Annotated in this window: 14 protein-coding genes; 11 read left to right on the top strand and 3 right to left on the bottom strand. The window is 37.4% G+C overall.

The genetic code is table 11. The annotated features are described in order from the left end of the window. Positions 1-33 precede the first annotated feature (33 nt). The 5 genes from FEDK69T_RS07505 to FEDK69T_RS16190 are packed head-to-tail and all read left to right on the top strand — an operon-like array spanning position 34 to position 4,374. Positions 34-1,809, top strand: coding sequence for a nitric oxide reductase activation protein NorD (locus FEDK69T_RS07505; protein WP_023573548.1), 1,776 nt, complete (start codon positions 34-36; stop codon positions 1,807-1,809). A 4-nt stretch (positions 1,810-1,813) separates the two neighbouring features. After that, positions 1,814-2,791: a DUF438 domain-containing protein gene (locus FEDK69T_RS07500; protein WP_023573547.1), complete on the top strand. Its 978-nt coding sequence runs from the start codon at positions 1,814-1,816 to the stop codon at positions 2,789-2,791. Positions 2,792-2,836: 45 nt separating this feature from the next. Then, positions 2,837-3,520, top strand: a complete 684-nt coding sequence (locus FEDK69T_RS07495) for a carbonic anhydrase (RefSeq protein ID WP_023573546.1) — start codon at positions 2,837-2,839, stop codon at positions 3,518-3,520. Positions 3,521-3,544: 24 nt separating this feature from the next. Continuing rightward, positions 3,545-4,126: a cytochrome c oxidase subunit 3 gene (locus FEDK69T_RS07490; protein ID WP_023573545.1), complete on the top strand. Its 582-nt coding sequence runs from the start codon at positions 3,545-3,547 to the stop codon at positions 4,124-4,126. Next, positions 4,087-4,374, top strand: coding sequence for a cytochrome C oxidase subunit IV family protein (locus FEDK69T_RS16190; protein WP_394330678.1), 288 nt, complete (start codon positions 4,087-4,089; stop codon positions 4,372-4,374). The genes FEDK69T_RS07490 and FEDK69T_RS16190 overlap by 40 nt, the downstream gene beginning before the upstream one ends. 204 nt (positions 4,375-4,578) lie before the next feature. Here the strand turns inward: FEDK69T_RS16190 and FEDK69T_RS07480 are convergent, their stop codons facing one another. After that, a complete protein-coding gene (locus FEDK69T_RS07480) occupies positions 4,579-5,013 on the bottom strand; it encodes an RrF2 family transcriptional regulator (RefSeq protein ID WP_023573543.1) in 435 nt (144 codons plus the stop codon). Positions 5,014-5,519: 506 nt separating this feature from the next. On the opposite strand from FEDK69T_RS07480, the gene FEDK69T_RS07475 reads away from it, so the two are divergent. From FEDK69T_RS07475 to FEDK69T_RS07450, 6 genes are all read left to right on the top strand, one after another. After that, positions 5,520-6,110, top strand: a complete 591-nt coding sequence (locus tag FEDK69T_RS07475) for a Crp/Fnr family transcriptional regulator (RefSeq protein ID WP_023573542.1) — start codon at positions 5,520-5,522, stop codon at positions 6,108-6,110. Next, on the top strand, positions 6,110-7,357 hold the full coding sequence (locus FEDK69T_RS07470; protein ID WP_051385092.1) for a hypothetical protein: 1,248 nt from the start codon (positions 6,110-6,112) through the stop codon (positions 7,355-7,357). Before FEDK69T_RS07475 ends, FEDK69T_RS07470 begins: the two co-directional genes overlap by 1 nt. Before the next feature lie 67 nt (positions 7,358-7,424). Beyond that, positions 7,425-7,976, top strand: coding sequence for a fasciclin domain-containing protein (locus tag FEDK69T_RS07465; protein WP_023573541.1), 552 nt, complete (start codon positions 7,425-7,427; stop codon positions 7,974-7,976). A gap of 139 nt (positions 7,977-8,115) precedes the next feature. Next, positions 8,116-8,547, top strand: coding sequence for a c-type cytochrome (locus FEDK69T_RS07460; protein WP_051385091.1), 432 nt, complete (start codon positions 8,116-8,118; stop codon positions 8,545-8,547). Beyond that, positions 8,540-9,871 (top strand): cbb3-type cytochrome c oxidase subunit I, encoded by a 1,332-nt coding sequence (locus FEDK69T_RS07455; protein ID WP_023573540.1) that lies wholly within the window; start codon positions 8,540-8,542, stop codon positions 9,869-9,871. The genes FEDK69T_RS07460 and FEDK69T_RS07455 overlap by 8 nt, the downstream gene beginning before the upstream one ends. 64 nt (positions 9,872-9,935) lie before the next feature. Beyond that, positions 9,936-11,747, top strand: coding sequence for a hypothetical protein (locus tag FEDK69T_RS07450; RefSeq protein WP_023573539.1), 1,812 nt, complete (start codon positions 9,936-9,938; stop codon positions 11,745-11,747). Positions 11,748-11,761: 14 nt separating this feature from the next. Here the strand turns inward: FEDK69T_RS07450 and FEDK69T_RS07445 are convergent, their stop codons facing one another. Then, positions 11,762-12,439 (bottom strand): anaerobic ribonucleoside-triphosphate reductase activating protein, encoded by a 678-nt coding sequence (locus FEDK69T_RS07445; protein WP_023573538.1) that lies wholly within the window; start codon positions 12,437-12,439, stop codon positions 11,762-11,764. Continuing rightward, the gene (gene nrdD / locus FEDK69T_RS15840) at positions 12,433-12,597 is read right to left on the bottom strand and encodes an anaerobic ribonucleoside-triphosphate reductase (protein ID WP_117612548.1); all 165 of its coding nucleotides are present in this window, start codon (positions 12,595-12,597) and stop codon (positions 12,433-12,435) included. The genes FEDK69T_RS07445 and nrdD overlap by 7 nt, the downstream gene beginning before the upstream one ends. Positions 12,598-12,684: the final 87 nt, after the last annotated feature.

Genomic DNA, 12,684 nt, shown 5'->3' with positions numbered 1-12,684 from the left:
AGATTGCAAAATACAAATCTAAAATTACACAAAATGGGATTTGAGATAGATGAATATATAGTGGAGAAATTTTTCAAGCATTTGAAAAAGAGAAAAAAAATAGATCCCGAGACAGAAGCCCGACGAATCACTTTGGAAAAAATCAGGCCAAAACTCACAATTCTTGCCAGAGCACTTACAGGAAAAGCTATCGAGATTTTTCCAGCCGAAAGAGAAGGAGGTTACAAAAACAACAATTTTTTCCTTCCGGTATCATTTGCCGAACTTTCAACCCCGGCTGAAAATCATGATTTTTACGTATTTCGGGTTTTATACTTAAGCATCCAACAGCAACTGAATTTAAACTGGACTCCCGACGAAAAAGAACCAGATCTTGAAATATCCCGTCAAAAGGCGATAGTCAGTTCTTCCCAAATAATGGAAATACTACTTAAAGAATTTCCTTCAGCAGAAAAAACATATCACAAAACCCGGGAACATTTTATACAAGTCGCCGAAAACCCTGACGAACCAGATTTCACCTTTTTGTATGGAAAATGGATGCGGAATGACTTTGTCCAAGATTCGGAAGACATTCTTCAAAACTTCTCCGATAAAACCAAATCGGCAGACGAAAACCAGCCTACCACTACGGTAAAATCGAAAGCCGTTGAAGAAGTAAATATTGCCCAACTTGATAAAAAACAACAGGAAGACTACGTACTTCTTCATAATTTCGAAAAAGTTGAAACGGCAGAAGAGTTTAACGGCACTTGGCGCGACTTTGACGGGACAGACGAACTGGAAGACCATCAGGACGCCCTTGACGAACTGAACATGAAACACACCGTTCGCGTTGACGATACAGCCCATTCGGTTTATCAGGCAGATTTCATAGAAAATGCTTCTGTTTCCGAAAGTGCCGAAGTGGATGCCAGCGGACTGCATTTCACTTATGATGAATGGGATTACGGCAAACGCATTTTCAAAGAAAATTTCTGTAAAGTCTATCCTAAACTACAACAAAGAACAGATCCTGACTACTATAAAAACACCATTTCGAACAACGCTTCCACTTTGATGGGGTTGCGAAAAATGCTCACTTCCGTTAATAATAAAATACAACAACAAAAACGCCAGACCCAAGGTAACGAATTTGATATTGACTCCATAACCGATTTGTATGTGGATGTGCATTCCAAACGAACTCCAACCGAGAACGTTTATATTGCGAATAGAAAAAAAGAAAAAGATTTATCCATTTTAATCCTGCTCGACATAAGCCTGTCAAGTGACAGTTATGCCGGCGGAAATAGGGTTATCGATGTCGAAAAGGAAGTTTCAATCCTTTTTGGTGAAATTCTGAACGAGTTCAACATCGATTTCTCGATCGACAGTTTTTATTCTAAAACCCGCAATTTCTCGACATATCTCACACTAAAGGATTTTGGCGAAAACTGGAACAGCGCCAAACACAAAATCGGAGCTGTTGAACCTTGTGGCTATACCCGGATCGGGGCCGCACTGCGCCATGCCGGAGCAAGACTGGAAAAAAGAAGTACCAAAAATAAATGGATTATCCTGCTCTCGGATGGTAAGCCGAACGATTATGACAAATACGAAGGGAAATACGGAATCAACGACATAAAACAGGCGTTGCGCGAACTTAATTCCAAAAACATCAATTCGTATGCATTGGCCATTGAAACCCAGGCTCAGTACTACCTTCCGCAAATGTTCGGACAAAACCATTATCAGATACTAACAACCCCCAGAGAATTACTGCAGTCGATGGTAAAACTCTACGACAAAATCAAACATCAGAAATAAAATCATGCAAACAACAATAAACCAAGATCCAAAATTCGCTACGCTACCCGAAGGACACCCGGTACAGATCTATTTTGAAGAACGCGATCTAATCATAACACTTTTAGCAGAATTATTATCAACAGATGCTTCTGAAGATTTTCAGAAATACTTCAACGTATTCAATCATTTATGTACTATTGAGAAACGATTTGCCCGAAAAGAGAATCAGCTGTTCCCTTTTTTAGAAAAAAGACACTGGACCGGCCCTTCCAAAGGCATGTGGTCTTTCCATGATAATTTGAGAGATCAGATCCGCCTGATTAAATACTACATCAAAACTCAGAATGCACCTAAAATAAATGAAAACACTAAATATCTGGTTGACGGAATATATCGACTGATGCATGTTGAAGAAAACACTTTATTTCCCAATGCTCTAGCTATTTTAGAAGAGAACGACTGGATTGAAATGCGTTCCGGAGAAGAAGAAATTGGTTGGATGTTATCCCGTGTACCCGCACCGTTTCCGCAGCAAACGACAGACTTTATGAATATTGAAGTCAAAGAACCAATTACAGACAGTAAACATGGTAATTCCCATCATTTTGATGAAGGGTATATGACCGTCGAGCAAGTCAATCTTCTTTTCAGAACCATCCCTGCCGATTTGACTTATGTAGATGAAAACGACAAGGTAATATTTTACAACCGCGGCGAAGAAAGGGTTTTCCCAAGAAGTGCCGGTATCATTGGCCGTGAAGTCAAATTTTGCCATCCTCCGAAAAGCGTTGGAACCGTACTGCAAATACTGGAAGAGTTCAGGAAAGGCACAAAAAGCGAAGCCTCTTTTTGGATAAATTATAAAGAACGCCTGATTTACATCCGTTATTTTGCGGTACGCGACGACAAACAGAATTACAGAGGAGTCATCGAAATGTCACAGGACATCACCGACATGAAAACCATCGAAGGCGAAAAAAGGCTTCTAGAATGGAAGTAAGATTCCAGACAATAAATAAAGTTTCAAACTTTACAACTGATTATCATGGTTCGAAAAATTTCATGGAAAAACAAAAACCTACTGATTTTTGCTATTTCCCCAGCATTCATCCTTCTTCTGTGCAGCTTTGTTATTGCAAAGCATGGTCATGAAATAAAAACCCCGGACGATGCACTGGCTGAATTAAAGTACGGCAACAACCGTTTCTTAGACAAACAAACCGTCAATTCTGATTTCCATGCCCAAATTCAGGCAACAAAAGACGGGCAGCACCCACATTCATTTATTTTAGGATGTGTAGATTCACGTGTCCCGCCGGAAATCATTTTTGACCAAAAAATCGGCAACATTTTCGTTTCCCGTGTGGCCGGCAACATTGAAGACGACCACATTTTGGGGAGCATGGAATTTGCCACAAAACTCAAGGGTACCAAACTTATCGTAGTTTTAGGACACACGCACTGTGGAGCGGTATCCGGAGCTATGGCCAATGTTGAGTTGGAACATCTGACGCAGCTGACCAACCAGATAAAACCCGCCATCAACAAGCATGAAACCTATCCTCTCCCTCATTACATGACGGATGAGACAGCCCGGAAAAACGTTCGCATGACCATCAAACGCATTTTGGAAAAAAGCCAAACGCTTCGTCACCAATCTGAAAAAGGCGAAATCAAAATCGTTGGTGCCTACTACGACATAGCAACGGGCGAAGTGATTTTCATATAAAGCAACCATATTCAATCTAAAAAAATGAAAACGGCAGAAATCAATCATAGCAACTTTTACTATCCCCCGGGCGGTATCCTTATGTGGATCATTATTTTCCTGGAGCTCATTACTTTCGGGATGGCATTGGTGGCATTTGTATTCTATGGAAAAGAACAACCGGAGGTTTTCCATGATTCCAGAATGCAGCTCAACACAGCTTTGGGCACTTTAAATACAGTTTTCCTTCTTACCAGCGGTTATTTTATGGCCCAGGCTGTGCAAAAATTCAAAAACAATAATCTGGCAAAAGCCTCGCTTTTTTTCAAATTATCGTTTTTGGGAGGGCTCCTTTTCTTAATTGTAAAAGGATTTGAATATTATCACAAAATCGAAATGGGAATTTCCATAGAGACAAACCTTTTTTACAGCTTCTACTGGCTTGTTACCGGCTTTCACCTCATCCACGTTATCGTCGGCTTGGTCATTTTAATGTTGACACATTACGGTATGATGAAAAAAAACTCAGACACTTCGGTTGAAGACGTTGAAGCCTGCGCCGCCTTCTGGCATATGTGTGACTTAATATGGTTATTGGTATTTCCAACCCTTTATTTACTTTTTTAATGATGAAAAATCCGCTCACACTTTGTTATGGCCTATTAATTCTTTTGACTATTACGGCCGCAATCCTATCAAATTCTGTAACTCTATCGGGACTCCTTATCAGTCTGATCATGGGAATATCGTTTATCAAATTCTATTTGGTTGCTTTTAATTTCATGGAACTCAAAAAAGCGAATCTCACTTGGAAAATCTCGCTTCTTTTTGTTGTGGGGATTACGATATTACCAATCATTCTGATAAGTTTCTAAGCCGCGTTCAAAAGTGATTCTGATTATTATAATCCATCAATCGCCCCCTCTCGGATTGTCACTACCTACTGAAAGTTTTTGACAGCGGCTTAATTAGTAATTAATTTTTGTTTTTTGTAGTTAATAAAAATGGGGAAGCTATTAAATTTTGCTTCCCCATTTTTCCTTTATCGATCAGATATAATATTACTACTGCAAGACCTCTTAATACCGTAAAAAAGTATCCTCGGTTTTAATACCCAAAGCTAACTCCTCCAAAGTGGTCCCTTCAAGCATTACCGTTAGCTTTACTTTGATAAACTTAAATTTATTGTGTATAGGGCAAGGATGCTCATCTGAACAATGGGTCAATCCCAAACCGCATTTTGTAAAAATGTCTTCTCCGTCTATAGCCGTCACAATTTGAGACAGTTTTATTTTTGCCAAATTCTCGGCAGGTATTTCAAAACCACCTCCAACTCCTTTAACGGAACGGATGATCTCATTCCTGACTAAAGTTTGTAGAATTTTTGCTGTAAATGCCTGGGGAGAATCAATCCTTTCCGCAATATCTTTTATCCCTACCCTCCTATTATGTAAAGATTCTGAAGCTATAAAAATAACCGCCCTAATCCCGTATTTACATGTTTTTGAAAACATAATTACATTATTTTTAAAATTCGAATATGTACAAATTCACTAAAGGTCAGAAATAAAGATTGTTTCTGTCTTTTTAAACAAAATCATAAAAACAGCATCCAATCTATTACAAAAATTATTGGCAATTTATAAAAAACTTTAAGATTAAATCACAAAAACAAACGTCTCAATCATAAACCCGGCATTGTCGACAAAACTCTTCATCATCATTTAAAAGCCAAACCTCAATTTCATTTCCCAAATCCGACATAATTTTTTCCCTCCAAAACGATATGATATACAGCACTTAAGATCAGGCTTTTAGAGATGACTAAAAATTAATGTCTTTCGAACTTTAAACACTAACCAACTCACAACCAATAACGTAAGTATAACGCTTAAAAATTTCATTCCCAATGCTGATTTATATCATATTTTCTTTATATTTACTATAATAATTTTGTAATTGATGTAAAAATACCGACCAAAACCACCTTTACTAACCACAAAATATTTCCCGTCAAAATATGCTTGTAGACATCGATTTACTCTTCACATGGGGTGCAATAGCGAAAGAATATAAGAAAGGCGAAGTTATTTTCAGAGAAAATAATCAGGCTAATTTTTATTATCAAATAGCTGAAGGAATAGTCAGGATGTTTAACGCTAATGACGACGGAAAAGAATTCACCCAAGGTTATTTTTATAGTGGACAAAGTTTTGGTGAGCCTCCCTTATTCATAAATGAAAGTTACCCCTCTACTGCCACGGCATTCCAGGATTGTACGATCATAAAATTATCAAAAGATAAATTTTTGAAGATTCTGGAAGAATATCCATCCGTACAAAAAGATTTTTTAAATCTGATGTGCCAAAGAATCCACTCGAAAGCGAAAACATCAAAGGATATTATAAACCAAAAGCCGGAATTCAGGATCATGGCCTTTCTGAATGACTACAAAAAAAGCAAAAAAAATCTCGAAAAAGAACTTATACCATTTACAAGGCAGGAAATTGCCAATTTTACAGGACTCCGCGTAGAAACAGTTATAAGAGCTTTATCCAAAATGAACCAATGCGAAAAAGTTGAAATAGTAAACCATAAAATTTATTTCTAATGTATTTCAACAGCAAATTTTGGTTAAAAATCTCATTGATAAACTTGCTTATCGTTGCTTCCGTAGGTCTATTGATGCGATATAAAATAGGTTTTGAATTCCCCCACTTCGATCAAAAAAGCCTCCAGCATTCACACTCCCATTTTGCCTTTGCCGGATGGATAAGTCATACGCTGACTGTCTTGATGATTGCTTTTTTAGAAAAAAGAACGCGAAATACTGATAAAGAGACGCTCAGTTTCTCAAAATACAATAAGATAATCATCTCCAATTTATTTTGTTCCTATGGTATGCTGATATCCTTCATTTATCAGGGATACGGGCCAATTTCAATATTCTTTTCAACTGCAACAATACTTATTTTCTACATTTTCAGTTACCATTTCATCAAAGATTTAAGGCAAATAAATCCGGACAATCTTTCCATAAAATGGTTCCGCGCTGCCATATTTTTCAACATTATTTCTTCATTGGGTACTTTTGCTTTGGCCTATATGATGATGACAAAAAGCATCCAGCAGGACATGTATCTTGCATCTATTTATTACTATTTGCATTTTCAGTATAACGGATGGTTTTTCTTTGCCTGCATGGGATTATTTTATGATTTTCTCGACATAAAGAAAGAAAACCATACATTTTTCAAGACAACATTTTATTTGCTTTTCGTAGCGTGCATTCCGGCTTATTTTCTTTCGACACTTTGGATGAAACTACCTCTAGGAGTTTACATAATTACAGCTCTTTCCGCCCTTATCCAGGTATATGCATGGTTCCGATTCCTGTCCATACTAGTAAAAACCAAACTTCATATACTAAAAAACAATCTGTCTGTTTTTCGCTGGATAATCCTTTTCATTGGATTTGCCACAAGCTTAAAGTTACTGCTCCAATTGGGGTCGACAATCCCTTCCGTCAGTAAGCTGGCTTTTGGCTTCAGGCCCATCGTTATAGCCTATTTACACTTGGTCCTTCTTGCCATAATTTCATTATTCCTGTTGTTTTATATTTTCTCTAATCAATTTTTAGCCGTAAACAAAAAAATTATTCAAGGCCTGATTATTTTTTCAACCGGCGTATTATTAAATGAGACCGTGCTGGCCATTCAAGGCATTGCATCATTCAGCTATACTTTAATCCCCGGTATAAATGAAACCCTTTTCGGGGTTTCGATCATAATGGTCTTCGGAATCATTTTTATAACAGCTAATTCTTTACAAAAAGTCAAAAGCGAGTCTGTTTTATGATTACGCTCATAGTAAAACAATCTAATAATCAGTTACTTTACAAGTACTAACCAAGTAATTTATTATTATGAAAACAATTAAATTTTTTGTTTTAGCAGGTCTACTCATGGCTATTGGATGTAAGAAAGCCGAAGAAACCAAACCAGATGCAACTACAGAAAGCACCGCTACTGAAAGCGTTGGACAATCCGGCGTAAAAGATGAAACATCGGCGCCAAATATAGTACAGACTGCAGCCGGAAGTAAAGATTTCACAACATTGGTTACGGCCGTAAAAGCGGCGGGTTTGGTAGATGCGCTTTCCAACGCAGGCCCCTTTACCGTTTTTGCTCCGACGAATGCGGCTTTTGACAAGCTTCCCAAAGGAACAGTGGAAGATCTGTTAAAACCGGAAAACAAAGACAAATTAAAAAGCATTTTAGAGTACCACACTTATGTAGGTTCTTTAAAAACAGACTATATGAGCGACGGACAGTCATTTGAAATGGTTTCGGGCGGCAAAGTAAATATTACGAAACAAGGAGATAAAACTTTAGTAAACGGCTCCGAAATTACCGCCTCCATTGAAACCTCGAACGGAATTATACATGTAATTGGCGATGTCCTGAGTCAGAAATAGGTTATTATTAATTCAACCACTTCCACGGAAGCAAAAAAGCGTAAACAAAAAAGTGTTTACGCTTTTTTTGTGATTGCAATCATAAGGGATTCATGGAATAATAATTCAATTTGTAACATAACATTCAAATTGATTCGTTATGAAACACTATCGGAAATATTCCATTTTTTTACTTTGTCTGGTATCAGTATTCCTTGTCTACAATAGTATTTTATACACTTCAGATTCGGATTTTGGCGAAGTGCATTTGTCAAAAAAAGCAATCGAAGGCGAAAATATCTGGCTTAAAAACAACTGTAATTCCTGCCATCAGATTTATGGGCTTGGCGGATACCTTGGTCCGGATTTAACCAACGCCTACTCAAGGATCTCCAGCGAAGATTATCTCAAGGCCATGTTTAACAGTGGCGTGAAAGCTATGCCTAAATTTCATTTTAACGAAGAAGAAAAGAATCAATTGGTCCAATTCTTAAAAGAAATTGACCAGACCGGTTTTTACCCTAATCTGCAGGCGAATTCCAAAAACAATGGTTGGGTTACCATTAAATACAAAGATCAATATTATGAATAATGTTAAAAAATACGCATTCCTGTTTATCGGCACCGGATTAATTTCATTACTACTCGGGTTGCTTTGCGGCCTGTTAGCCGGATTTCAATACATCGTCCCGGATTTCATCAAAGAAACATTACCTTTTAACTCGTTACGTCCGTTACATACTTTGTTTGTCGTTTCCTGGATCCTGTTATCGGCAATGGGAGGAATTTACTATTACCTGAGTCAAAATCCGGAAATTAAATTTTTCAACCACCAGTTTGTCCAGTGGCATTTCTGGCTTTTTCTGCTAACTGGAATCGGAATTGCAATTTCATATGTTACCCATAATTTCGGTGGCAAAGAATATCTTGAATTTCCAGCCTATTTTTATTTCCCAATTATTGTCGGATGGATTTTGTTAGGCATTAATTATTTCAAAACCATGCTCCCAAATTTCAAAACCTGGCCGGTGTACTACTGGATGTGGGGAACAGGAATAGTTTTTATGATCTTCCATTTCACAGAAGCGCATTTGTGGCTGCTTTCCTCTTTCAGAGATAATTTTCTCCGAAACTTCGCCATTCAATGGAAAGCTGGCGGCTCGTATGTGGGCGCCTGGAATCAATTGGTATATGGAACTGCATTATTTGTTATGTCAAAAATCAGCAGTGATGAAAGCTATGCCAAATCAAAAAAAGCCTTTTTCTTTTACTTTTTAGGATTAACCAATTTAATGTTTGGCTGGGCACACCACATTTACATAGTACCGACAAGTCCATGGATCAGATATGTTGCCTATGCCATCAGCATGACCGAATGGGTCATTCTTTTCTCAATCATTTATGACTGGAAAAAAAATCTTGGTAAAGAAAAAAAGAAAGCCAATTTTATTGCTTACCAGTTTATGATTTTAGCCGATTTCTGGGTGTTTCTGAATATTATTTTAGCCTTATTGATTTCCATACCGTCAATAAACCTTTTCACGCACGGAACTCATATAACCGTAGCCCATTCCATGGGAACAACCATCGGGATAAACACGCTTATATTGTTTTCATCAATAACGTACATCCTTGAAAAGGAATTCATGTTTACCGCAACCGTACTTTTAAAAATAAAACAGGGAATCAAAATTTTCCATATTTCTTTTATCTGTTTTTGGGTCACTCTATTGGTTTTGGGCGTTAAAAAAGGACATTGGACTTACTTCAGCCAAAACATTTCTTTTGGAACATTTCAGAATTCAATGCATTGGATCTATGCTGTTTTCGTGTTGTTCGGATTCGGTTTACTGACCGGGTTATACCTCATCTCTTTTAAACTTTTACAATTAATACGCAACAAATTCAGAACATGACTTTTATCAACTTTTAAATGCTGATATTTTACAACCTTTGAATCCTTAATACAATTTCAAACGAATGAAAACAAAACAGTTACATACTTTTCACATACCGGTAATGGGACTGTCCTACACCATTGACAGTCCTATCCGTGTTGCCCATTACGGCATTTCCTCCGTAATAGCTATTACCGATGATGAAATTCTCGAAAAATTGAGGGCTTTTTATTGTGATAAATTCAACATCCCTTATCTGGAAATTACGCAAAAAACCATTGACTACAGGGCAAAAAGAATTACGGCCTACCTGAACATGGTAAATGATACGGTAAAAGAAAAATTCCAGAACTTTAAAAATGAACTGCTCGAAAATAAAACTTCACTGGAAAATTTCATATCCGTTCTGCCCAACACTTCCGATTTAAAGATCAACCTGGAAAAGGTCATCAATGAAGGAAGTACCATTAAGAAAAACATTCAAAATTTTCTTGAAGACTATTTCTCGCCCGGCAGTATTGATGTTAACATCATGACAAAAGTGGACAAGGACAATTTTAAAAATGACACCCAATTACCGGTAGAATTCAACGATGCCCACGCCTCATTAAGAGGATTTGCCCAGAGCGAACTGAATTCATCAGTTGTGTTTTCTGCAGGAATGAACCCAAGACTATTCAGCTACATTGAAAATTTCAAGGATTTTTTCCCTGATGCGCACGGCAACCTGAAAAAGAAGATTATTCTAAAAGTCAGCGATTATCGTTCCGCATTGATTCAAGGTAATTTCCTTGCTAAAAAAGGACTTTGGGTTTCCGAATACCGAATTGAATCGGGATTAAATTGCGGTGGTCATGCTTTTGCCACAGACGGTTATTTAATGGGACCGATTTTGGAAGAATTCAAAGAGAAAAAAGACCAATTGATCCAATCGGCACAAGAACTTTTGATCAAAGCATTAACACTAAAAGAACTGCATGTACCAACAGAACCAATGGAACTGAAAATCACCGCTCAGGGAGGCATCGGAACTGCAGAAGAGCATGACTTTTTGCTCGAGCATTACAATCTGGATTCCGTTGGCTGGGGGTCGCCTTTTTTATTGGTTCCCGAAGCTACTTCACTTGACAAAGAAACAAGAAATATATTGGCCAAAGCCAAAGAAGACGATTTTTATCTAAGCAATATTTCTCCGCTGGGTGTTCCCTTTAATTCCGTAAAGGGCGTATCCAACGATTTCTGGAAGCAAAAAAGAATCGATCAGAATAAAGCCGGAAGTTCCTGCCCCAAAAGACTGCTGGCATTAAACAAAGAATATGACCACAAAGGCCTTTGTACCGCTTCCAAAAAATTTCAGGACATCAAACTGGATGAGTTAAAAGCTATTGAAAAAGATCTGACGCCTACAGAAATTGATAAAAGAAAAAATGCAATTACTGAAAAATCCTGTCTGTGCGTAGGTTTGGTAAATGCCGCTTATCTGGAAAACGACATAGAAATAAAAGGCCAACAGCAGGGCGTTGTTATTTGCCCTGGACCAAATCTGGCGTATTTTGACAAAGAAGTATCGTTAGCCGAAATGGTTCGTCACATTTACGGAAACGGGAATATCATGACCGATAAAAACCGTCCGCATGTATTTGTAAAAGAATTGAAAATGTATGTGGAGTATCTGAAAAAAGAGATTAGCGACTTTTCCGGAGAGATAACAGCAGGGCAGACAAAAAAATGGAATTCTTTCAAAAGTAATCTTCTGGCAGGAATCGATTATTATCAAAATCTTTTCTCGTCGACTAAATATTTTAAGGATGTTCAGCAGGATGTTCAGCGACAGTTGACACAATACCGAAAAGAATTGGCTCAAATTGAATTTTTTGCCTTAGAAATGGCGTAAAAACCATTTTAAAATTACCTGATAACGAATTGGATATTTGGCAAAGAAAACAATTCTGAAGGGTTTATCGCTTGGGAAGAAGACAGCTTCCCAAGCGTTTCTTTATCATTTCTAAATCCTTGGATATAAAAATTCCCCTCATACCCTTTACTATCCAAATAGTGAATCATTTTATTTAAATCGGAAGAAGCCAGCAAGTCGGAATGACAAGTTGTTCTCACCTCAAATGTTACTTTTGAATTCAACAGCAACTGTAGTGACTGTTCAAAAGGCGAAAACAGATCTGACTTGGTAATCATTTCGTATTTATCATCCAAAGCTTTAAAATCGAGTGCAACATAATCAATAAGTCCCTCTTCCAAGAGTTGGCTTAAAATTCCGGGATTGGATCCATTGGTATCTATTTTAATCAGATATCCCATTTTTTTTATTGCTTTGATCTGCTCCTGAATGTTCTTATGGATCAAACATTCGCCACCACTTAAAACAACGGCATCCAGCAATCCTCTTCTGGTATCTAAAAAAGAAATTGCTTCAGAAAAGAGAACTCGTCCCTTTCCCAAAACAATTTCGGGGTTATAACAGTATGAACATCTCATATTACAGCCGGCATACCAAAATATGCAAGCTGATTTCCCGGGATAATCCAGCAGCGTAAACGGAGTAATATCAGAAATAGGTTTACTTAACATCCACCTTCTTTAAAATATGTGCGTTGTTTATGTTCACCTTTTTTTCCTATATTAAAACTTTCTACGGGTCTGTGATATCCCATAACACGGGTATAAACAAGACATTTCGTCCTTAAACCCTGATTCTCCTCTAAAATTTGGTCAGTCTTTGTTTTCATATGTGTAAATTTTATTTTTTAGCGGTCACATTTGTTATCGCCTTTTATTCATTGGTATTTGCTTGCGCAAACTATTAGTTAATGGCG

It is taken from the genome of Flavobacterium enshiense DK69, assembly GCF_000498495.1.
Taxonomy (GTDB): domain Bacteria; phylum Bacteroidota; class Bacteroidia; order Flavobacteriales; family Flavobacteriaceae; genus Flavobacterium; species Flavobacterium enshiense.
The sequence above is the reverse complement of the archived record's forward strand: the minus strand, read 5'-3'. Positions and strand labels throughout refer to the sequence as shown.